The sequence below is a fragment of the Mesorhizobium sp. P2_F8 genome, from assembly GCF_056403655.1.
This window is the reverse complement of record NZ_JBFUFB010000003.1, coordinates 642,418-664,377: the sequence shown is the minus strand read 5'-3', so window position 1 is coordinate 664,377 and position 21,960 is coordinate 642,418. Positions and strand designations below refer to the sequence as shown.

Genomic DNA, 21,960 nt, shown 5'->3' with positions numbered 1-21,960 from the left:
GTCCTGAAGTAGGCTCCCTACTTCGGCAGCGCGTAGGCCATCACATAGTCGCCCGGCTTTGTGCCGACCGAGCCGTGGCCGCCGGCAACGATGACCACGAATTGGCGTCCGTCGGCGACGGTGTAGGTCATCGGCGTCGATTGCCCGCCGGCCGGCAGTCGCGCCTGCCAGAGCTGCTTGCCCGATGTCAGGTCATAGGCGCGCAGATAATCGTCGACCGCGGCACCCAGGAAGGCGACGCCACCGGCGGTGATCATCGGTCCGCCAATGCCCGGCACACCGACCTTCAGTGGCAATGGCAGCGGCGTCATGTCGTAGACGGTGCCGTTGCGATGCTTGTAGGCGATGGTGCCGGTCCGCAAATCCACACCCGCGACATAGCCCCAGGGCGGCGCCTGGCAGGGAATGCCGAGCGGCGACAGGAACGGTCCCATCACCACCGCAAAGGGCGCGCCCTCGTTGCGGTTCAGCCCCTGCTCGCTGCCGCGCCCTTCATCCGGCGGCGGCACCTGATCGCGCGGAATGAGCTGCGACTTGAAAGCCAGATAGGTCGGCATGCCGAATAGTACCTGCCGCACCGGATCGACCGCGACGCCGCCCCAGTTGAAGGTGCCGAAATTGCCGGGATAGATTAGCGACCCCTGCACCGACGGCGGCGTGTAACGGCCTTCGTAGCGCAGGCCCTGGAATTCGATCCGGCACGCCAGTTGGTCGAACATGGTGATGCCCCACATGTCAGCGCCGGTCAGCGGCCTCGGATTGAAGGAGAGGTCCGACGCTGGCTGTGTTGGCGCGCTGTGGTCACCCTCGATGGCGCCGCCGGGCGCCGGCACTTCCTTGACCGCAACCACCGGCTCGCCGGTGCGACGGTCAAGCACATAGAGGTCGCCCTGCTTGGTCGGCCCGACCAGCGCCGGCACCACCGTGCCGTCGGCCTTGGTGATGTCGATCAGGCTCGGCTGCGCCGGCACGTCCATGTCCCACAGGTCGTGGTGCACGGTCTGCCGCACCCAGCGCAACTGCCCGGTGTTGAGGTCGAGCGCGGTGATCGAGGACGAGAACTTCTCGACATTGTCGCTGCGCCCGGCGCCGAGCTGGTCCGGCGTCTGGTTGCCGAGCGGCACGTAGAGCAAGCCGAGCTTCTCGTCGGCGCTGGGCGTTGACCACATGTTGGGCGAGTTGGCGGTATAGGTCTGGCCCGCCGCCAGAGGCGTCGTCTGGTCCGGATTGCCGGAATCCCAGTTCCACACCAGGGCGCCGGTGTTGACATCGTAGGCGCGGATGACGCCGGACGGCTCCTGCGTCGAATAATTGTCATTGACGGCGCCGCCGACGATGATCATGCCGCCCGATACCAACGGTGCCGAGGTCGAATAGTAATAGCCCGACTTCGGATAGGGCATGTTGGTCAGCAGGTTCAGCGTGCCGCCCTCGGCGAAGGCCGGACAGACCTGCCCGTTGGCGGCGTCGAGCGCGATCAGCCGCGCATCCGAGGTCGGCAGGTAGACCCGGCTTGCACAGGGCTGGCCGGCGGCGATGGCGGCATCGGCATAATAGGACACGCCGCGGCAGGTCTGGTGCTGGCGGTCCTTGTCGAGCTTGATCTTGGGATCGTAGCGCCATTTCTCCTTGCCGCTCGCCGCATCGACGGCGATGGCGAAATTGTGCGGCGTGCAGATGTAGAGCGTGTCGCCAATCTTCAGCGGTGTCACCTGATACGTTGTCTCGCTGATATCGTCCGGCCCCTTCACGTCGCCGGTGCGATAGGTCCAGGCCGGCTGCAGCTTGGCGACATTGTCCGGCGTGATCTGGTCGAGCGGCGAATAGCGTTGGCCAAACTGCGTGCGTCCGTAATAGTGCCACTCACCGGCCGGCACATCGTTGCCGAGATTGGCATTGGGGATCACCTTGTCGGTGTCGAGCTCGCCGGCAATGTCCTTCGGATCCGCTGTCATTGAATAACCGGCGACCGCCAGCGACGCCAGCACGGCAAGGATCAGCGGCGCGCGTGCGTCAGGGCCGGTAATCCCCCGCCGCGCCCACGGCGTCAGCAGCCACAGTGCAACCAGCACGATGATGCCGCCGCGCGGGCCGAGTTCCCACCAGTCGAAGCCGGTTTCCCAGACTGCCCAGGCCAGCGTGCCGATCACGATCGCCGCGTAGAGCCACAGCGCGGTGGACCGGCGCCGGTAGAGCAGCCAGGCGGCGATCAGGAAGGCGAGGCCGACGATAATATAGTACCAGCTGCCGCCCAGCGAAGCCAAGCGGATGCCGCCGCCGCCAAGCACCAGACCGATCAGGAAAAGGATGAGGGAGGTGATGGTGACAGCCAAGATGATACTCCTTCGACTGTTGCGTTTTGCGACGCCCAAGGACAGCCCGATGCACCCGTTCCTGCCCTTCGCACAGCTTTCTCCCGCCCGCCCCGCCTGTCAAGGCGACGCACACGCCAAGGTGGCAATCCATCTTGCCTGCGGTCGGGTTTTCCAGCAGTCTCAATCATCTCTCCGCAGGAGCAAGCAAATGACGTCGTTCGTTCCGCCGCTGACGCGCCTGATGCTTGCACTCTGTTGCCTTGTCTCTCTCACCGTGGCTGCGCCTGCGCAGACGCTGCATGAGATCAACAAGGCGAACGGCTTTCACGAGATGCTGATGGCTATCGGTCCGGGTTTCATCGCAGCCGTGAAATCGGCGCCGGAAACGCCGCCGCAAAAAGTCCAGGACGCCCTGGCGGCGGCCATGGAAGGCGCTTTTGACGCGAACAAGATGGAGGCAGCCATCGAAGCGCGAATGGCGGACAAACTGCCCGCCAGTGAATTGTCCGACCTGGCCTCGTTCTATGCGTCGCCCCTCGGTAAACAAGTCACGGCACTGGAAATCCAGGCGTCAACTCCGGAAGAAAGGCAACGCAAGACGATCGAAGGTCCCAAGATCCTGGGCGAACTTCCATCCAGGGATCCGGCTCGGCTCGCACTGTACAAGAAGCTCGTGGACGATCTCAGCGCTGTCGATACCGGAGAAGCCGTGGCCTTGAACATGGGCTATGCAATGCTTTCCGAGATGCTGGGAGCGGCCGGAAAGCCCCTGCCCGACGACCAGATCATGGCCCTGCTGCGTCAGCGATCCGAAGGCCTTCGCCATGACATCGAAACGGACGTCATGGCATCGGTGGCCTACATCTACCGGGATCTGCCGCTTGACGATCTCAAGCTCTACCAGACTTTCCTGACATCGCCCGCCGGCAGCCACTATTACGACCAGATGCAGGTCGCTCTCGGCGCCGTGATGACGGACGAGGCGCGCTCCTTCGGACATCGATTTTTCGTCGCCCTCGGTTACCGCAAGGCCTGAACGGCCCGTATCAGGCACTTTGGCGGAACAAAACGTAGACACTTCTGGCCTTTCGCCGCCGAATCACTACATTCGGGGGAGATGTCCGGCTTTTCCGAAGACATGCCCTTTTTCGATGAACCCAATGCGCGGCCCGCGGCCCCGTCGGGCATTGCCGCGCGCGCCATGGCTGCCCGCAGCGGCCACAACAACGCACCTGACTATCTGAAGGGGCTGAACCCCGAGCAGCGGCTGGCGGTGGAAACCACTGAGGGCCCGGTTCTGGTGCTGGCCGGCGCCGGCACCGGCAAGACGCGTGTGCTCACCACCCGCATCGCTCACATCCTCGCCACCGGTAAGGCGTTCCCCTCGCAGATCCTCGCCGTCACCTTCACCAACAAGGCCGCGCGCGAGATGAAACAGCGCATCGGCATCCTGATCGGCGAAGGCAATGTCGAAGGCATGCCGTGGCTCGGCACCTTCCACTCGATCGGAGTTAAGCTGCTTCGCAGACACGCCGAGCTTGCCGGTTTGCGCTCCGACTTCACCATCCTCGACACCGACGATGTCGTGCGGCTGATCAAGCAGTTGATCCAGGCCGAGGGGCTGGACGACAAGCGCTGGCCGGCCAAGCAGTTCGCCCAGATGATCGACGGATGGAAGAACAAGGGACAAGGCCCGGGCGACATCGCCGAGGGCGACGCACGCGCGTTCGCCAACGGCAAGGGCCGCGAGCTCTACAAGGCCTATCAGGCGCGGCTGCAGACGCTGAACGCCTGCGACTTCGGCGACCTTTTGTGTCATCCGATCCGCATCTTCCGCGCCAATCCAGATGTGCTGAAGGAATATCACAAGCGCTTCAAATACATCCTCGTCGACGAATATCAGGACACCAACACCGCCCAGTACATGTGGCTGCGCCTGCTGGCGCAGCGGCCGCCACCGTCGCGCCAATCTTCGTCGACCGCCGGCCTGCAGTCGGCCGAAGGCCGCAAGGACGACCGTCCGTCCGAGCCGTTGCGAGGCCCCCGCGGAGGGCCCGCGCCGGCAGGCGCGGAACAGCCCGTGAGCGACAACAAAGTCAACATCTGCTGTGTCGGCGACGACGATCAATCCATCTATGGCTGGCGGGGCGCCGAGATCGACAACATCCTGCGCTTCGACAAGGATTTTCCCGGCGCCACCATCATCCGGCTGGAACGCAACTACCGCTCCACCGCGCATATCCTGGGGGCTGCCTCCCACCTGATCGCCCACAATGAGGGCCGCTTCGGCAAGACGCTGTTCACCGACCGCGACGAGCCAGAGGACGACAAGGTGCATGTCCACGCCGCCTGGGATTCCGAGGAGGAAGCCCGCGCGGTCGGCGAGACCATCGAGGCCTACCAGCGCCAGAAGCACAATCTCAACGACATGGCCATTCTGGTCCGCGCCTCGTTCCAGATGCGCGAGTTCGAGGACCGCTTCGTCACGCTCGGCCTCAACTACCGCGTCATCGGCGGTCCGCGCTTCTACGAGCGCATGGAGATACGCGATGCGCTGGCCTTCTTCCGCGTCGTCGCGCAAGGCGCCGACGACCTCGCCTTCGAGCGCATCGTCAACGTGCCGAAGCGCGGGCTGGGCGAAACCACCATCCGCCAGATACACGACACGGCGCGCGCGCTGCGCGTGCCGATGCTGGAAGCCGCCGCCAAGCTCGCCGAAAGCGACGAGTTGAAGCCGAAGCCGCGCGCCGCCTTGCGCGAGGTCGCGGCCAATTTCGAGCGCTGGCAGAAGGCGCTGGAGACCACGCCGCACACCGAACTCGCCGAGACCATTCTGGAAGAGAGCGGTTACACCGACATGTGGAAAAACGACCGCTCGGTCGAAGCGCCCGGCCGGTTGGAGAATTTGAAGGAGCTGATCCGCTCCATGGAGGAATACGAGTCGCTGCGCTCCTTCCTCGAGCATGTGGCGCTGGTCATGGACGCCGAGCAGAATGCCGAGCTCGACGCCGTCAATATCATGACGCTGCATTCGGCCAAGGGTCTCGAATTCGAGACCGTCTTCCTGCCCGGCTGGGAGGAAGGCCTGTTCCCGCACCAGCGCGCACTCGATGAAGGCGGCCGCTCCGGGCTGGAGGAAGAACGGCGTCTGGCCTATGTCGGCCTGACCCGCGCCAAGAAGAACCTGCATTTGTGGTTCGTCTCCAACCGTCGCATCCACGGCCTGTGGCAGTCGACCATCCCGTCGCGCTTTCTCGAAGAACTGCCGGAAGCCCATGTCGATGTCGCCGAAAGCGGCAACAGCTATGGCGGCTATGGCAATTCCTATGGCGGGGGCTCATTCGCCTCCGGTCGCGGTGGCCGGCAAAATCCCTATGGCGCCTCGCGCTTCGACAATGTCGGCGCCAACACCGAAAAATCCGGCGCCTTCTCCAACACCTATGCGACGCCGGGCTGGCAGCGCGCGCAACAAAACCGCACCGAAGCGACCGACCGCAACTGGGGCTCGCGCTCCGGCCATCAGGTCGAGCGCATCGGCTACGGCGAGACCGACTCCGGCTACGGCGCCGGCCGCACCAGTGTCAAAGGCCGCACCATCGACGGCGAGCTGGTCGCCAAATCCGTCTCGGATACGCCATCCGCCTTCAGCGTCGGAGATCGCGTCTTCCACCAGAAATTCGGCAACGGCAACATTTCCGCCATCGAAGGCAACAAGCTGACGATCGACTTTGACAAGGCCGGCCAGAAGCGCGTGCTGGACGGGTTCGTCGCGGCGGTGTGAACGGCCGCTTGCCCCGTTGTCCTACAAGCGACCGCCCCAGCCAGAAATCTCCACCCGTCACCGATACCGCGCCTGGTTCCATTTGTGGCCGAGCAGCGACAGGATGATGATCAGCCCGTTGAAGAACTGCACGTAGAAGCCGCTCAGGCCCGCCGCCACGACGCCGGTCTGGATGAACGACACGGTGACCGCACCGATGGCGCCACCGACGACGGTGCCGATGCCGCCCCAGGTCGGCGTACCGCCGACGAACACCGATGCCAGCACCGGCAAGAGATAGCCGTCGCCGGCGGTCGGCCACCAGGTGAAGTTGATCATCACCGAGAAGGTGCCGGCGATCGCCGCACCGATGCCGACGAAGACGAATACTTTCACCCGCACACGCTTGACGTCGATGCCCATCTGCTGGGCGCTGTCGGGATTGTCGCCGACCACCCTCACCTGCGCGCCGAAGCGGTGGCGGTTGTAGAGCATCGCCGACAATACGACGAAGGCGATGGCCCAGAATATCTGCACCGGGATGCCATAAACCTGGCTGGAGAAAATCTTATAGGCCCAGCTGTCGGCAAGGTTGGTCAGCGCCATCGACTTGCCTTCGTTGATGATCTGGATCAGGCCGCGCAGCAGGAAATTCATGCCGAGCGTGGCGATCAGCGACGACAGCCCGCCATAGACCACCAGGGAGCCCACCAGGAAGCCGAGCAGTATGCCGGTGACGAGCGCCGCCAAAATGCCGAGAAACGGATCGTAGCCGGCCTGCACGACCAGCGCGAAGACCCATGAGGCAAAACCCATCGTCGCCGGAAACGACAGGTCGATCTCGCCGCAGGTAACGACGAAGACCAGCGGCACCACCACGAACAGCGCGACCGGCAGCGTGGTCAGCACCGAACTGTAGAGATACCAGGTGGTGAACACGGTCGGGTTGGCGATCATGAACACCGCCATCATGACGATGAACACGCCGAGCGTGCCGAGCGAAGCACGGTTGTCGAGGATGAACCCGCGCAGCCATTGATCGGATGGGTGTCTCCACTCCTTCTGTGGGCTGGGAATGGCGGTGGACGGCTCGTGCAGATCGGGTTCCATGGTCTTGCTCATCGCACTGCCCTCTCGGCGTCGCCGGTGTCGTGCAACCCGGCCAGCCCGCCGGGATGTGCGACATCCTCCATGAAGTTGATGAGGTCCTCGGCCGACTTGACCTCGCTGCGGTCGGCGGTGAGCGCGACCTTGCCGCGATCGAGCACCACGAAGCGGTCGGCGATGTCGAAGACATGATGGATGTTGTGGCCGATGAACAGGATCGAGCGGCCGCTCGCCCGCACTTGGCGCACGAAATGGAAGACCTTGGCGGTTTCGGTCAGCGACAGCGCCGTCGTTGGCTCGTCGAGGATGATCAGTTCCGCCTGCTTGTAGATGGCGCGCGCGATCGCCACGCCCTGGCGCTCGCCGCCCGACAGTTGGCCGACGATCGACTGCGGCGTGAACACTTTCGAGGTGAAGCCGATCTCGCGCATCAGCCGGCTGGCTTCCTCGATCTCCTTGTTGACCTTCAGCCAGCCGAGGAAGCCGGTGAGTTCTCGGCCCATGAAGATGTTGCGCACGATCGTCTGCTGCACGGCCAGCGCCCGGTCCTGGAACACCGTCTCGATGCCCGCGTCGCGCGAACGCGCCGCGCTCCATCCCGTCACCGCCTTTCCGCGCACGAGAATCTCGCCGCTGGTCGGCCTGACCACGCCGGACAGGATCTTGATCAGCGTCGACTTACCGGCGCCATTGTCGCCGATCAGGCCGACCACTTCGCCCCGATCGACGCTGAGATTGACCCCGCCCAGTGCATAGACCTGGCCATAGGACTTGCTGATATCGCGCAGTTCGATGATGCGTTCGGCCATCGGATCCTCACCTCTGTTGTCGCTGCCAGCGTCTCTGCCGGCGGTCCTGCCGGCCGGGCTCAGCCCCGGCCGGCAGCTTGGGAGGTCAGCGCAGTGCCTGCTTGGCGAGTTCGGCGACGATCTCGTAATTTTCAACCGTGACGAAGCCGGCGCCGGTGTCGACATTCATCGGCGCCAGACCGAGCACCACCTGCTGGCAGAGGCTGAGGATCGGCAGATAGCCCTGCAGGAACGGTTGCTGGTCGGCCGTCAGCTGTACCCAGCCGCCCTTGAAGGCCTCGACGATCTGCGGGCTGGTGTCGAAGCCGAAGTTGAAGATGTCGCCGGCCTTCCTCCCTGCGGCCTGCATGTATGTCGGCACATTGCCGAGCATCTGCCCGCCGGGATAGCCGACCGCCTTGACGTCGGGATTGTTGAGCAACGCGGCGGTGATTAACGGGATCGCGAGATTCGGATCGGCTGCCCATTCGGTTTGAGAATTGATTTGAATGACATCGATGCCGGCCTCTTTCAGCGCGGCGACTGTCCCACGCTCGCGCGCGCCCCGACTCTCATTTTCGAACGGGCCGATCATGATCGCCTTGTCGCCGGCCTTGAGCTTGGCCAGCTTGAACGCCTCGGCGCCGAGCGCGCGGCCCTGCTGCTCCTGCTGGGCGCCGACATAGCCGCCGCCGAACGCCGCCGTCACCGTCGGCACCGGCACGTTCTGGTACATCATCTTGATGCCATCCTTATGCGCCTGTTCGGCCAGCGGCATGATCGCCGCGTCGCCGGGGTGGCCCATCATGGCGATGCCGCCTGGCTTGACCGCGACCGCCTCGCGCAATTGCTGCACCATCTTTTCGACGTCCCAGCCGGAGAAGATGTAATCGACCTTTGGTCCGAGATCGGCTGCCGCCTGCTTGGCGCCATTGTAGACGATGGTGCCGAAGGCGTCGCCCTCGGCGCCGCCGACGAAGAAACGGATGTGGACGTCCTTGCACCATTGGGCGTCGAGCGCCTGCGCCGGCAAGGTCGAGATCGCAGCGGCGAGCGTCGTGGCGGCGGCCACGATGGTCGAGCGCAGAAGTGTCCTTCTCATCGTCATGCTCATGCACTTATCCTCCCTTTTTTCCCTGGCTAGGCCGAGGGGTTTTCGACGATCGCTTCGGCAGTGCGCCGCAATCTTGGCCAGCCGGCACCTCCCGCCGGCTCGCTCTCACACCGGGTTAGGCAGGTAGCTGGCACCTCCCCGGCATTGCTTCAGATAGTCCAGGGCGCGTACCTGCCCGGTGATCTCCAACTCGTTGCGATAGACCGGATCGTGCCAGCCCTCGATGTCGATGGCGCCCTTGTAGCCGGCCAGCCGCAGTTCGCTGATCACCCGCGTCCAGTCGCTGTCGCCAAAGCCCGGCGTGCGCATCTGCACGAACGGCAGCCGGCCGAACACGCCGTGTTCGCGGATCACATCCCAGCGCACCGTCGCGTCCTTGCCGTGGACATGGAAGATGCGCGGCGCCCATTTGCGGATTTGTGGCAGGGGATCGATCAGGTAGACGAGTTGGTGGCAGGGCTCCCATTCGAGGCCGAGATTCTCGTCTGGCAATTCATTGAACATCAGCTCCCAGGCATCCGGATTGTGGGCGATGTTCCAGTCTCCGCCAGCCCAGTTGCCGTCCATGGCGCAATTCTCGAAAGCGATGCGCACGCCCTTGTCGGCGGCGCGCCTGGCCAGCGGACCCCAGACTTCCTTGAAGCGTGGCAGGCTGTCGGGCAACGGCTTGCCACGGAGGCGGCCGGTGAAGCCGCTGACGATCGAGGTGCCGAACAGATGCGCGTTGTCGATCACCGTTTCCCAGGCCTGGAGCACGCCGCGATCGACTTCGCCGCTCTCCAGCGGATTGCCGAACACGCCGATCGAGGAGACCGTGACGTCGGCATCGCCGATCGCCTCGCGGATCTGGCCGGCAAGCCGCGGCAGATCCTTGCCGCCCAGCGTCTGCCAGAAGAAGGGCTGGATGCACTCGAAACCGAGCGGCAGGATCGCCTTGATATAGGCGGCCGGGTCATCGAGATTGGCCCGCACCATGGTGCCGATCCTGATGTCGAGAAGCGGGTTTGGCATCACTGTCCTTCCTGCGAAGAGATCGTCACCCGGCGCCCGGTCTCGGCGCTCTCGATAGCGCCGAAGACCATGGCCAGGCTCTTGATGTTATCGGCGCCGCGCGTCTCCGGCTCGGTGCCGGTCTCGATCGCGCGTATGAAATCCTGGATGATGCCAAGATGTCCGCCGACGCGGTCGGCGGGATCGAGCGGCGGCACGGCGATCGGCTCGGTACGGTCGAACAGGCCTTCACGGGCTGGCAGGACGACCTCGGCCTTCAACTCGTCATTGCCGTCCCAGACCAGGCTGCCGCGCTCGGCGACGATGCGCCATGTGCTCTCCCAGCTGGTGCGAAAGCCGGCGGCGCACCAGGAGCCGGCATAGGTGAAGACCTTGCCACCGCCGAGATCGAAGACGGCGCTGGCCGATGATCCCTGCCGGTACCAGGAACTCGCCGGCTCCCATTCCTGGCAATAGACGCCGGCCGGCTCGCCATTCACCATGTAGCGGGCGGCGTCGAAGGTGTGGATCGCCATGTCGAGCAGCAGGACGTGGGCCATCTCCTCGCGAAAACCGCCGAAATGCGGCGCGACGAAGAAGTCGGCATGGATGCTGGTCGCGGCACCGATGGCGCCGAAAGAGAGAAAGCGCCGGATACGCCTGACATTGGCGACATAGCGGCGGTTCTGGACGACGGCATGGATACGCCCGGCCCGGCGCGCGGCCTCGACGATGGCGCGCGCATTCTCGGGGCTGTCGGCGAGCGGCTTTTCCGTCAGGAGATGGCAATGATGGGCAAAGGCCGAGAACGCGACCTCACGCCGGGCGGCGGGAACCACCACATCGAACACTGCGTCCGGCCTGGTCTGGTCGAGCACCGCGTCGAGGCTGGTGCCGGTGACGGCGCTGGTGAGGTCGTATTCGCGCGCCCTCGCCTTCGCCCTGTCGGCGTCGAGGTCGACAAGGCCGACAACGGAAAGCCCGTCGATCTGCCTCACGGCATCGAGCCACTGCTTGCTCATCGCTCCGCAGCCGGCCAGGACGACATTGATCATCCAGCACTCCTCCTCCGCTCGGTCCCTCCAGACCGATCGTCACGGCATTCACGGCATGGCCGTAAACGTTTTTCCGTAAACGTTTACGAGAACACACCCGAAGGTGTAGAATGTCAATTGGTCGCTCGCAAAAAGTTGTCTTGTCGCCTTGGCCTGAGCGCTTACCGGTGCTAGCCAAGCAAGGGGGAGAACAGTCACTTGGCGTCCAGCATTCATGACCTTGCCCGTCACCTGAACATTTCGATCGGCACCGTGTCGCGCGCCCTCAACGGCCGCGCCGACGTCAACGCCGACACGCGCCAGCGCGTGCTCGAGGCGGCCAGGACGCTGAACTATTCGCCGAACCAGTCCGGCCGCAGCCTTCGGCAGGGCGCCACCCATTCGATCGCCTTCATGCTGCAGCCGCATCCGGGTGACCAGCAATATGGCGAGCCGTTCTTCATTCCCTTCCTGATCGGGCTGCAGGCGAAACTCGCCGAGAGCGGCCTCGACCTGATCGTGGTCATGGGCGCGCCGGGCGACTACCAGCAGGAACGCCTGCGTCGTGTCGTCGAGACACGCCGCGCCGATGCCGTGGTTCTGGCCTGGACGCGGCGCGAGGACGAGCGCATCGACTATCTCACCCGGGTCGGCTTCCCGTTCGCCACGCTCGGTCGCAGCCGCTCCGGAGCCAAGTCATACCCTTCGCTCGATCTCGATTTCGAAAAGGCCGGTGCCGACGCGGTCGACCGCCTGGTGGCGCGCGGCCACCGCCGCATTGCCGCCATCCGCCCGTCGCTCGATCTCAATTTCGCCTATCTGTTCCTCGACGGGTATCGCAAGGCCTTGCGGCGGCACGACATCGAAGTGGACCCCGAACTGATCGCGTCCGGCTTCATCAACGAGGCCGGCGGCTACGAGGTGACGCCGCAGGTCATGCGCTCCAAGGACCCGCCGACCGCCATCATCTTCAACAATGACGCGATGGCGCTTGGCGGTTGCAAGGCGCTGGCCGAGATGGGGATCAGGCCGGGGCACGACATGGCGGTGACCGTCATCGTCGACACGCCGCTCTGCCGTTACTTCTCGCCGGCGCTGACCGCCTTCCGCCCTGCCCTGGAGCCGATGGGTCAGCGGCTCGCTGAAATGCTGCTGGCCTCGATCCCGGCCTTCGCCGGCCCGGAGGGTCCGCGGATCATGCGCGAGGTCTGGCCGCTAGAGCTTGTGGCGCGCGACAGCGATTGATCTGGCCGAAAGCAGAGTCAGATCGGTCGCTACCTATCAGGCCTCAATCCACCTTTTTCTCACCCCTCTCGCCGGCCTTGACGATGTCGCCCGTGGTGAACAGGATTTCCTTCAGTTCCGCCCGCCAATCCTTTTTCTGGCGCAGCAGGAATTCGAGATCCATGCCGAAATGCTTGAACTCCTCGCCTTGCGCGTTCTTCATGATGGCGCGGGCCTGCGGGTCCTTCTCCACCGAGATGCGCTGTTCGTACCAGCCTATCGCTTCCGCCTCCTCGATCAGCGAGGTGATCATGCGGGCAAAGGTCCGCACCTTCTGCGACAGTTCTTCAGGCGGTTCGTGATACTGGTCGAATCCCATGTCGTCCTCCGTGGAGCCATCTCACAGAATGCCCGGGATCGACGCCGGTTCCGTATCATCGCTGCAATTCCGCCAATGCCCTCTGCAGGGGCGCCGGCGAAATCTGGATCGGGCCGGAGAACGGTATGTCCATATCCAGGATGAGGTAGATCGCACCGGCGATCAGCACGGCCGAAACCACGAAGGTCGAAACCGTGATGGCGTTGCGTGGTGCCCTGAACCCGAAGCTGGCGAAGATCAGCACCAGCCACGCAACCAGCATGGCGATCAGCGGCGCAGGGATCGTGCCCTCCGACTGCTCGATCAGAATCCATCGCAACTCCACCACTTTCTGCAGACGCTGACCGGCATCCTGCAGAAGGGCGCTGTGCGCCGCGTCGGCCGGCTCCAGCGCCCTCAGCCGGGTGCCGATCTCCGTCAGCAGATGTTCGGACAGCCGGTTGGCGACGACCGGAGTTTCACCCGTCGGCGAAGCGTCGCCCGCCACCCTCTGCACATAGACGACCAGCAGCTGGCGCGCCTCGTCGGTCTCCGGGCCATACTCGCGCAAGGTCCTGTCGAGCAGGATCAGCTCCGTCGCATAGTCGTGCACGTTGTGATCGATCGATTCGAACGTGTTCTTGGCCGAGTTGATCATCAGGCCGAGCACCAGCGAGGTCATGACTCCAAACAGGTTGGCGGCGAGCCGAACCACATTGTTCGTATCTTCGTCGCGATGTCTGACCGGCAGCCTGGGCCAGATCGCCATGCTGGCCAGCGGCGCCGCTGTCAGGCACAGGAAGATCATCACTGCGATCAAAGCTTCGCGCATGCGCCCATTTCTGCACGGGATGCGCCGATTGCCAATGACCCCGGCACCGATCACGTCGCGAAAGCTGCGTAACGCGTCTTGCGCGACTGCGCCCGCCCTCAGGACACCGGTGCTGCGCCGCCCTCTTGCGTGCGCCGGGCGATGAACGCGTCGAGGACGCCGGCGGTCGCGATAGCCGATTCCGGCGGCACGAAATCGGCCAGCGCCCGTCTCCAGACACCGGTGGCGCGCTCGCTCGCCGTCTTCGACCCGCCTTGCGTCCAATTGCCGAAATTCGACCAGTCGGCGACCAGCGGTTCGTAGAACGCGGTGCGGTAGCGCGCCATGGTGTGGCCGGCCGAGAAGAAGTGACCGCCCGGCTGTACCTCGGCGATTGCCTCGAAGCCGATGGAATCGATGTCGCCGGGCGTCGGGGCGCAGAGTTCAGCCACGGTCTGCAGCGCCTCGATATCGGTGACCAGCTTCTCGAAGGAAACACTCAAGCCGCCTTCCAGCCAGCCGGCGGCATGGATGCACATCGTCGCCCCGGCCAGCACCGAGCCCCACAGCGCGAATTGCGTCTCGTGCGCCGCCTGCGCGTCCGAAATGTTGGCCGCACTGCCGCCGCCGGACCGCCATGGCAGCCCGGTGAAGCGCGCCAGTTGGCCGGCGCCCAGCGTCGCCTTGACATGCTCCGGCGTGCCGAAGGCCGGCGCCCCGGATTTCATGTCGACATTGGAGGAGAAGGAGCCATAGACGACCGGCGCGCCGGGCCGCACGATCTGCGCCAGCGTCAGTCCGGCCAGCGCTTCGGCATGCTGCAGCGTCAGCGCACCGGCGACCGTGATCGGCGCCATCGCGCCCGCCAGGCAGAAGGGCGTGATGACGGAGATCTGCCCGGCCATGGCGAAATCGATGATGCCTTGCGCCATCGGGATGTCGAGCTGGCGCGGCGAGTTGGTGTTGATGACGGTGTAGCAGTGCGCGCCGGCAAGGAATTCGTCCTCCGACAGGCCGCGCGCCAACCGCAGCATCTCGAAGCCGTCCTCGACCTGCGGCGTGCCGCGCGCGAAGACGAACGGAAGCTTGTCGGAGAGCGTCAGCTGGGCACGGTTGACCGCATAGTGGCGAAAGCGGTTGTCGACGTCCTGCGGCTCGATGCAGGGTCCCAGCATATGCAGCACATCGAAATGCTGCACCAGCCGTATCAGATCCTCGAAATCGGCCAGCGTCCCCGGCCTCCGGCCTCGCTCGAGATCGGTGACGTTCGGCGCCCCGCATCCGGCCAGGAAAGTCATCGAGCCGAGTTCGAGCGTCAGATCGCGAGTGTGAGCACCGCCATGAGCATGGATCGACTTCGGCGCCGAGGCCAGTGCCGCCGTCACCATATCGCGGCCGATGCGCACCATGTCGGTGTCCGGATCGACCAGGGCGCCGGCGTGGGCGAAATGTTCACGCGCCTGCGGCAACAGCACCTTGATACCGAGCTCTTCCAGCACGCGCAGCGCCGTGTCGTGGATGGCGGCAACCTGATCATCCGAAAAGATCGGCTGCGGCAGGAACGGGTTCCTCAGCGAACGGTAATTGGGGCGGCGGCTGGTTTCCGAGCCGGCTTCGCCCGTCCGTCCACGCCGGCGCTCGCGCCTGCTGTCACGTGCCGCGTCATCCATCAGAAATCCTCCTCATTGCCGCATCGCCTTGCCTTCGGGGTCGTAGGGCGAGGCCGCGATGACGCGCGCCGGCCTCTCCGTGCCGACGACATGCACCGAGAGCGCGGTGCCCTCGCCTGCGAAATCACGATCGACGAGCGCCAGCGCCAGGCTTTTGCCGACAGTATAGCCATAGCCGCCCGAAGTGACGAAGCCGACGCGCCGGCCTTGATGCCAGACCGGCTCGAAGCCGCTGGCGTCGGCGTCGATGGCATCGATCTCCAGCGTCACCAGGCATTGGCCGCTGCCGCCCTCCCGCTGTTTCAATGCCGCCTCGCGACCGGTGAAGTCACCCTTCCCAAACGCGATGAACCGGTCGAGACCGGCCTGATCGGGTGTGTAGCCCTGGGTGAATTCACGCGACCAGATGCCGAAACTCTTCTCCAGCCGCAGCGCATTCAGCGCGTAATAGCCGATCTCGGCAAGGCCGAGATCCTCGCCGGCGGCCAGCAGCGTTTCGCGCAAGCTGGCATGCATGGTGACCGGACAACTGATCTCGAAACCGAGCTCACCGGCGATCGAAAGGCGGGCAACCCGCGCGGGCACCATACCGATGTCGAATGCCCCGCAGGCCATGAACGGCAGTGCCGCGCCCGACACGTCCTGATGCGTCGTGCGCGCCAGGATTTTGCGTGCATTCGGCCCGGTCAGCAGGAAGCCGCTCATCGTGTCGGAAAGGTCTGTGACAGTGATCCCCTCCGCCGCATGGCTCTCGAACCAGCGCATGTGGAATTCCCTGAGATAGTACGAGCCCATCAGCCAATAGTCGCCGCCACCCCAGTTGATGACCGTGAGGTCGCCCTTCAGCCGCCCGTCATGGCCGAGCATCGGCGCCAGCCTCGCCTGTCCCGGCTTCGGCAGCCTGCAGGCAAGCAACTGGTCAAGCCATGCTTCGGCCCCTTGCCCCGAGACCGCATAACGCGCATAGGCCGAGATATCGACGAGACCGGCGGCACGCCGAACCTGCAGCGCCTCGTCGCCGACGATGTTGAAGGCGTTGGAACGCCGCAGCGTCGTGTTCTCGCGAAACCCCATCGGTGCGAAATAGGCCGGGATTTCCAGACCCCAGGACGCCGTCCATTCGCATCCCGCCGCCGTCATGCCGTCATAGGCGCCGGGGCGTTTCAGCGGCCGGCCGGCGGGTAGCCGCTCATTGGGAAAGGTCATGACGAAGCGGCGCGAATAGAACTGGCGCGTCGTCTGCCTGAGATATTCGCGGTTGGCCGCGAAGGCGCCATAGCGGGCGATATCCATGCCGAAGATGTCGGCCTGCGGCTCACCATAGATCATCCACTCGGCCAGCGACTTGCCGACGCCGCCACCCTGGCTGAAGCCGGCCATGACGCCACAGGCAAGCCAGTAATTCTTCAGCCCGCGCACCGGCCCGACGATCGGATTGCCGTCGGGGGTGAAAGTGAAGGCGCCGTTGACCCATTTGCGGATGCCGGCCGTCCTCAGGCACGGAAAGCGCTCATAGGCCTTGGACAGTTCCGGGCTGATGCGGTCGATGTCTTCCGGGATCAGCTCGATGCCGTAATCCCATGGCGCGCCATCCATGTTCCAGTGCTTCGGGTTCTGCTCGTAGACGCCGAGCAGCACGCCCTTGCGCTCTTGCCTGAGGTAGGAAAAGCCGTCGAGATCGACCGCAAGACCGAGTTCCTTGTCGAGAGCGGCAACCTCCGGAATGTCTTCGGTGATGAAATAGTGGTGCTCCATCGGCGTCACCGGCAAGTCGACGCCGGCCATGCGGCCGAGCTGCTTTGCCCATAGCCCGCCGGCGTTGACGACATGCTCGGCCACGATCGTGCCTTGCTCGGTGACGACATCCCAGTGCCCGTCGGCACGCGCCTTCAACGCGACCACGCGGTTGCGCAGGATCACGTCGGCACCACGCTTTTTCGCGGCGCCGGCATAGGCATGCGTCGCTCCGTAAGGGTCGAGATGGCCTTCGTTGGAATCATAGAGGCCGCCGAGCACGTCGCTGACATCGACGATCGGGCAGATCTCCTTGATCTCTTCCGGTGTCACCAGGCGAGCCGTTTCGATGCCGACCGACTGGAACACGGCCCAGGCCGATTTCAGCCACTCCCAGCGCTGGGGATCGCTGGCCATGTTGACGCCGCCCGTCATGTGCAGGCCCGCGTCCTGGCCGGATTCGGCCTCGATCTCGCGATAGAGCTTGATGGTGTAGTCCTGCAGCGCCGCGACGTTGGGATCGGCATTGAGCGCGTGGAACCCGGCCGCCGCGTGCCAGGTCGAACCGGCCGTCAGTTCGGCTCGCTCGATCAGCGCCACATCGCTCCAGCCGAACCGTGTCAGATGATAGAGCACCGAGGCTCCGACCACGCCACCCCCGATGACGACTGAGCGGTAGTGCGACTTCAAGGCTTCCCTCCCCGGTTAGTCCGAAGGCTGCACCATATACGCACTGGACATATGTGTCTAGTGCGATGCGCACACACCTCGTTTTGTCGACCTGAGCCTGAGGGAGTGATCAATTCTTTCGTGCGACCACACGTTTTTGTCGGCTTACAAAGAAGCTGACGGGGAGGCCTTGCGCGCTGTCACGCAAGCATCATGTTCGGGCCGTAGACCGCTTTCGGGGAGGCGCGCGCGGCATCATCGATGCCGCACCTCTTTCAGCTTTTTCGCCATCGGCCGCTCCGGCACGCTTTGTTACAAAGAGGATCATCCATGAAACACCTGCACCGAACCGCGTCGCTCGGCGTCGCGCTGGCAATGTTCACCGCCTTGACGCCGGGGCTGGCCGACAGCACCGCGACCGTCGGCGGCATCAGCTTCGTCAACAAGGGACTGGTCGGCGTCGGCCGCATCCCGGCCAGCCAGAAGGACAAGTTCGGCGAAACGTTTGGCTCAGGTTCCGGCATGGCGATCGACACCGCCGGCTGGACGCATGGCGCCGACGGTTACAAGGGTTCGCTCTGGCTGCTGCCGGACCGCGGCTACAACGTCGTCGGCACCACCGACTACCGGCCGCGCCTCAACACGATCGGCATCGAGTTCGCGCCGACCGCCCCTGGTGCGGCACCCGCTCACGGCAAGGAGCAGTCCGGCGTCAAGGCGACACTCGCCGACACCATGCTCCTGACCGACGACAAGGGTGCTGATGCCACGGGCCTCGACCCGCTCAACGGCGTGCGCGCAGCAAGCGGCGACATGCCGATCCTGCCCGAGGCCAACGGCAAGCTGGCGCTCGACAACGAGGCGATCGTGCGGCTAGCCGACGGCTCGATGTTCATCTCCGACGAATACGGCCCGAACATCTATCGGTTTTCCGCCGAAGGCCGCCTGCTGTCGGCGACCCAGCCGCCGGCTGCCCTCGTGCCGATGCGCCATGGCGCGCCGAACTTCGCCTCGGACAATCCCGGCCCGGGTGCTGCCGAGCCCGATCCGAAGGATCCCGATACCGGCCGACAGAACAACCAGGGCCTCGAAGGCATGGCGATGACGCCGGACGGCAAGTTCCTGATCGCCGTGCTGCAGTCGGCGCCCCGGCAGGATGGCGGCGATTCCGGCGCGACGCGCCAGAACACGCGCGCGCTGGTCTATGACGCTTCCGACCTCGCCCATCTCAAGCTGGCGCACGAATATGTCGTGCCGCTGCCGGTGTTCAAGGATGCCAAGGGCAAGACCAAGGTGGCGGCGCAGAGCGAGATCGTCGCCCTGTCCGACCAGACCTTCCTGATGCTGACCCGCGACAGCGGCAGCGGCCAGGGGTTGAAGGGCGACACCTCGTTGCTTCGCCAGATCAACATCGTCGATCTCTCCGCCGCGACCGACATCGCCGGTGGCGCCTTCGACGCCGCCGACAAGCCGGTGGCGCCCAAGGGCGTGCTCGACCCATCGGTGACGCCGGCCAAGCTGACGCCATTCATCGACCTCAACGACAAGGGCGAACTTGGCCGCTTTGGCCTGCACAATGGCGCGCCGAACGACAAGAACAACCTCTCGGAAAAGTGGGAGGCGATGTCGGTGGTCAGCGTGCTCGATCCCAAGCTGCCGGACGACTATTTCCTGTTCGTGGCCAACGACAACGACTTCCTCACCCAGGACGGCTTCCAGGTCGGCGCACCCTACAAGGCCGAGGACGGCGCCGATGTCGACACCATGTTCACGGTCTATCAGGTCACGCTTCCCGGCCTCGCCAAGAAGTAACGCCACCACCCAGGCGGACGCGCCAAGCGCGTCCGCCTACGGATCGTGAAGGCAAACTTACTGTAACATCTCCGCGTCCTTCGGTACGCCCGCATCGATCGGCTCGGCAGTCCTGTTCGACACGGCGGTGATCTTCGCGGCGGCCGACAGGTTCGCGCGCACGAAGACCGGCGCGACGCCGTTGACGCGGCCGTAGAGGTCGATGATGTCCTGGTTCATGAAGCGCACACAGCCGGACGAAGCGTTCTTCCCGATCGAATCCCACTCCGGCGTGCCGTGCAGCCGGTACATCGTGTCCTTGCCGTCGCGGAAGAGATACAGCGCGCGGGCGCCAAGCGGGCTCTGCGGGCCGGGCGGCATGCCGTCCTTGTATTTCGCCAGTTCCGGCCGGCGCTGAATCATTTCCGGCGGCGGCGTCCAGACCGGCCATTTCTTCCTCGCCTGGACCACGGCGCTGCCGGTCCATCCGAAACCGGCCTTGCCCAGGCTGACGCCATAGCGGATAGCCTTGCCGCCATCGCGCACCAGATAGAGGAAGTGCTCGGAGACATCGACGACGATCGTGCCGGGTTTTTCTCCGGTCGGGTCGGACACGATCTGACGCACGAACCTCGGATCCATCTTAGCCACCGGGATCGCCGGCAGTTGATAGCCCTCGTCGACGCGCGCCGCATACATGGTTGCGACATCACCGAAAGCCGGATCGCTTGGCGGTGCCGCCACAGGTGGCATCACCACCTCCGTCGTGGTGCACGCCGAAAGAGCCACGGAGGCCGCGCCCAAAGCGGTGGCACCGAGAAACGCGCGCCTGTTCAGGCGCTCAAAACACAGTGGAATATCGGACATGAACCCCCGGCTTACGAGTTTGATCAAGTAAGGAACGCGCCCCACGCGCCCAGAACCACTATCCGATTACGGAAGCTTTGAGAACATGATTAGATCAAGGCACGGACCGACATAAGCCTTCGTCGAGTTGCCTTGCCATGGACGACAAGATGCCCACGCGCCGGCGCACCGGCGACCTGACCAGTGGCCCGATCCCGCGGACGCTGCTGCTGTTCGCCCTGCCGGTGCTCGGCTCCAACGTGCTGCAGTCGCTCAACGGCTCGATCAACGCCGTCTGGGTTGGCCGTTTTCTCGGCGAATCGGCGCTGACTGCCACCTCCAACGCCAACCTCGTCCTGTTCCTCATCCTCGGCACGGTGTTCGGCGTCGGCATGGCCGCCACCATCCTGGTGGCACAGTCGGTCGGCGCCCGCGACCTGCCCGAGGCGCGCCGCATCGTCGGCACCAGCGCGACCTTCTTCTTCCTCATCTCGGTCATCTTCGCGGTCTGCGGCTGGATATGGGTCGACGCCATCCTCAACACGCTCGGCACTCCGGCCGATGCCTTGCCGCTGGCGCGCTCCTATCTGCGCATCATCTTTGTCGCCGTGCCGATGATGAACCTTCTGTCCTTCGTCATGACCGTGCTGCGCGGCGCCGGCGATTCACGCACGCCCTTTTTGTTCATGGCGCTCGCCGTCGTCCTCGACATCGTGTTCAACCCGTTGCTCATCCGTGGCATCGGGCCATTCCCGGAACTCGGCATCGCCGGCTCCGCCACCGCGACGCTGATCGGCCAGACGGTCAGCGCAATCGCCATTCTGATCGTGCTCTATGTGCGCAAGCACCCGCTGCGGCTGGCCGGCGCCAACCTCGCTCTGCTGCGGCCCGACCCTGCCTTGCTGCGCATCATCGTGTTCAAGGGTGTGCCGATGGGCCTGCAGATGATCGTCATCTCGGTGGCGGCGCTGACGGTGATGGGCATCGTCAACTCCTACGGTTCGCAGGTCGCCGCCGCCTACGGCATCGCCGCGCAGCTTTGGACCTACATCCAGATGCCGGCGCTCGCCATCGGTGCGGCGGTCTCCTCGATGGCGGCGCAGAATGTCGGCGCCGGCCGCTGGGATCGGATCGGCCGCATCGCCGCCTCCGGTGTCGGCTTCAACCTGGTGCTGACCGGCGCATTGGTTGCCGTGCTTTGGGTTTTCGACCGTTCGGTGCTGAGCCTGTTCCTGAGCAACGACAGCGCTGCGATCGACATCGCCGCCCACATCAACAATGTTGCGTCCTGGTCGTTCATCCTGTTCGGGATCACCATCGTGCTGTTCGCCACCGTGCGCGCCACCGGCGCTGTGATGCCGCCGCTCGTCATCCTGGTGATTTCGGTGCTGGTTGTGCGCACCGGCTTCGCCTATTTCATGCGCGGCGTGATCGGCGAGGAAGCGCTGTGGTGGAGTTTCCCGGCCGGCTCGATCACCTCGCTGGTGCTGGCCGCGGCCTACTACCGCTTCGGCCGCTGGCGCACCCTGCACATGATCGAGGACAGGCCGGCTGCCGGCGAGCCGCCGGATACCGGCCTTGGCGTGCCGCGCCAGCGTGCGAATATGGCGCCCGAGACGCCCAACGGCTGAAAGACAAAAGATACCTCCACACTTCGCCTGCAACGGCGGCGAATTGATCTTCCTCCACCCGAACCGCACCTGTCCCATCCCGTCGTCAGAGGTGGTCGCCCAGCCACATGGCGGGTAG

Annotated in this window: 16 protein-coding genes; 5 read left to right on the top strand and 11 right to left on the bottom strand. The window is 64.8% G+C overall.

Annotated elements, in window-relative coordinates:
* Positions 1-17: 17 nt before the first annotated feature.
* Positions 18-2,333 (bottom strand): glucose/quinate/shikimate family membrane-bound PQQ-dependent dehydrogenase, encoded by a 2,316-nt coding sequence (locus AC1DZP_RS10500; protein ID WP_477302091.1) that lies wholly within the window; start codon positions 2,331-2,333, stop codon positions 18-20.
* Here AC1DZP_RS10500 and AC1DZP_RS10495 point away from each other — a divergent pair.
* Positions 2,323-3,351 carry a DUF2059 domain-containing protein gene (locus tag AC1DZP_RS10495; RefSeq protein WP_477302089.1) on the top strand — a complete coding sequence of 343 codons (1,029 nt, stop codon included), beginning with the start codon at positions 2,323-2,325 and terminating at the stop codon, positions 3,349-3,351. The two genes, AC1DZP_RS10500 and AC1DZP_RS10495, sit on opposite strands and share 11 nt — an antisense overlap.
* A gap of 81 nt (positions 3,352-3,432) precedes the next feature.
* Positions 3,433-6,096, top strand: coding sequence for an ATP-dependent helicase (locus tag AC1DZP_RS10490; RefSeq protein WP_477302087.1), 2,664 nt, complete (start codon positions 3,433-3,435; stop codon positions 6,094-6,096).
* 57 nt (positions 6,097-6,153) lie between these two features.
* Here AC1DZP_RS10490 and AC1DZP_RS10485 read toward each other — a convergent pair whose 3' ends face one another.
* The 5 genes from AC1DZP_RS10485 to AC1DZP_RS10465 all read right to left on the bottom strand — a co-directional run bounded on the left by AC1DZP_RS10485 (position 6,154) and on the right by AC1DZP_RS10465 (position 11,129).
* Positions 6,154-7,197, bottom strand: coding sequence for an ABC transporter permease (locus AC1DZP_RS10485; RefSeq protein WP_477302085.1), 1,044 nt, complete (start codon positions 7,195-7,197; stop codon positions 6,154-6,156).
* The gene (locus tag AC1DZP_RS10480; protein WP_095087031.1) at positions 7,194-7,991 is read right to left on the bottom strand and encodes an ATP-binding cassette domain-containing protein; all 798 of its coding nucleotides are present in this window, start codon (positions 7,989-7,991) and stop codon (positions 7,194-7,196) included. Before AC1DZP_RS10480 ends, AC1DZP_RS10485 begins: the two co-directional genes overlap by 4 nt.
* Positions 7,992-8,076: 85 nt before the next feature.
* Positions 8,077-9,084 carry a substrate-binding domain-containing protein gene (locus AC1DZP_RS10475; protein ID WP_095087028.1) on the bottom strand — a complete coding sequence of 336 codons (1,008 nt, stop codon included), beginning with the start codon at positions 9,082-9,084 and terminating at the stop codon, positions 8,077-8,079.
* Positions 9,085-9,189: 105 nt separating this feature from the next.
* Complete coding sequence (locus AC1DZP_RS10470; RefSeq protein WP_477302083.1) at positions 9,190-10,095, bottom strand: sugar phosphate isomerase/epimerase family protein; 906 nt, start codon at positions 10,093-10,095, stop codon at positions 9,190-9,192.
* Entirely contained in the window at positions 10,095-11,129 is a 1,035-nt protein-coding gene (locus AC1DZP_RS10465) for a Gfo/Idh/MocA family protein (RefSeq protein WP_477302081.1), read from the bottom strand. Before AC1DZP_RS10465 ends, AC1DZP_RS10470 begins: the two co-directional genes overlap by 1 nt.
* A 198-nt stretch (positions 11,130-11,327) precedes the next feature.
* On the opposite strand from AC1DZP_RS10465, the gene AC1DZP_RS10460 reads away from it, so the two are divergent.
* Positions 11,328-12,353 carry a LacI family DNA-binding transcriptional regulator gene (locus AC1DZP_RS10460; RefSeq protein ID WP_477302079.1) on the top strand — a complete coding sequence of 342 codons (1,026 nt, stop codon included), beginning with the start codon at positions 11,328-11,330 and terminating at the stop codon, positions 12,351-12,353.
* 43 nt (positions 12,354-12,396) lie between these two features.
* On the opposite strand, the gene AC1DZP_RS10455 is transcribed toward AC1DZP_RS10460, so the two are convergent.
* From AC1DZP_RS10455 to AC1DZP_RS10440, 4 genes are all read right to left on the bottom strand, one after another.
* Positions 12,397-12,711: a ferritin family protein gene (locus AC1DZP_RS10455; RefSeq protein WP_095087016.1), complete on the bottom strand. Its 315-nt coding sequence runs from the start codon at positions 12,709-12,711 to the stop codon at positions 12,397-12,399.
* Between the two features lie 55 nt (positions 12,712-12,766).
* Complete coding sequence (locus tag AC1DZP_RS10450) at positions 12,767-13,522, bottom strand: bestrophin-like domain (RefSeq protein ID WP_477302077.1); 756 nt, start codon at positions 13,520-13,522, stop codon at positions 12,767-12,769.
* Positions 13,523-13,620: 98 nt separating this feature from the next.
* The gene (locus tag AC1DZP_RS10445) at positions 13,621-15,174 is read right to left on the bottom strand and encodes a trimethylamine methyltransferase family protein (RefSeq protein WP_477302227.1); all 1,554 of its coding nucleotides are present in this window, start codon (positions 15,172-15,174) and stop codon (positions 13,621-13,623) included.
* A 9-nt stretch (positions 15,175-15,183) separates the two neighbouring features.
* Positions 15,184-17,595, bottom strand: coding sequence for a GcvT family protein (locus tag AC1DZP_RS10440; RefSeq protein ID WP_477302075.1), 2,412 nt, complete (start codon positions 17,593-17,595; stop codon positions 15,184-15,186).
* Between the two features lie 309 nt (positions 17,596-17,904).
* On the opposite strand from AC1DZP_RS10440, the gene AC1DZP_RS10435 reads away from it, so the two are divergent.
* The gene (locus AC1DZP_RS10435; protein WP_477302073.1) at positions 17,905-19,386 is read left to right on the top strand and encodes an esterase-like activity of phytase family protein; all 1,482 of its coding nucleotides are present in this window, start codon (positions 17,905-17,907) and stop codon (positions 19,384-19,386) included.
* Between the two features lie 57 nt (positions 19,387-19,443).
* On the opposite strand, the gene AC1DZP_RS10430 is transcribed toward AC1DZP_RS10435, so the two are convergent.
* Positions 19,444-20,232, bottom strand: a complete 789-nt coding sequence (locus AC1DZP_RS10430; RefSeq protein WP_477302071.1) for a L,D-transpeptidase — start codon at positions 20,230-20,232, stop codon at positions 19,444-19,446.
* A 137-nt stretch (positions 20,233-20,369) separates the two neighbouring features.
* On the opposite strand from AC1DZP_RS10430, the gene AC1DZP_RS10425 reads away from it, so the two are divergent.
* Positions 20,370-21,842, top strand: a complete 1,473-nt coding sequence (locus tag AC1DZP_RS10425) for an MATE family efflux transporter (protein ID WP_477302069.1) — start codon at positions 20,370-20,372, stop codon at positions 21,840-21,842.
* Positions 21,843-21,960 lie beyond the last annotated feature (118 nt).

Bases quoted from the DNA above. Each gene is read 5' to 3' on its own strand.
- AC1DZP_RS10425 (WP_477302069.1), top strand. From the start codon at position 20,370: ATGGACGACAAGATGCCCACGCGCCGGCGCACCGGCGACCTGACCAGT.
- AC1DZP_RS10485 (WP_477302085.1), bottom strand. From the start codon at position 7,197: ATGAGCAAGACCATGGAACCCGATCTGCACGAGCCGTCCACCGCCATT.
- AC1DZP_RS10455 (WP_095087016.1), bottom strand. From the start codon at position 12,711: ATGGGATTCGACCAGTATCACGAACCGCCTGAAGAACTGTCGCAGAAG.
- AC1DZP_RS10490 (WP_477302087.1), top strand. From the start codon at position 3,433: ATGTCCGGCTTTTCCGAAGACATGCCCTTTTTCGATGAACCCAATGCG.
- AC1DZP_RS10465 (WP_477302081.1), bottom strand. From the start codon at position 11,129: ATGATCAATGTCGTCCTGGCCGGCTGCGGAGCGATGAGCAAGCAGTGG.
- AC1DZP_RS10470 (WP_477302083.1), bottom strand. From the start codon at position 10,095: ATGCCAAACCCGCTTCTCGACATCAGGATCGGCACCATGGTGCGGGCC.
- AC1DZP_RS10475 (WP_095087028.1), bottom strand. From the start codon at position 9,084: ATGAGCATGACGATGAGAAGGACACTTCTGCGCTCGACCATCGTGGCC.
- AC1DZP_RS10480 (WP_095087031.1), bottom strand. From the start codon at position 7,991: ATGGCCGAACGCATCATCGAACTGCGCGATATCAGCAAGTCCTATGGC.
- AC1DZP_RS10430 (WP_477302071.1), bottom strand. From the start codon at position 20,232: ATGTCCGATATTCCACTGTGTTTTGAGCGCCTGAACAGGCGCGCGTTT.
- AC1DZP_RS10435 (WP_477302073.1), top strand. From the start codon at position 17,905: ATGAAACACCTGCACCGAACCGCGTCGCTCGGCGTCGCGCTGGCAATG.
- AC1DZP_RS10450 (WP_477302077.1), bottom strand. From the start codon at position 13,522: ATGCGCGAAGCTTTGATCGCAGTGATGATCTTCCTGTGCCTGACAGCG.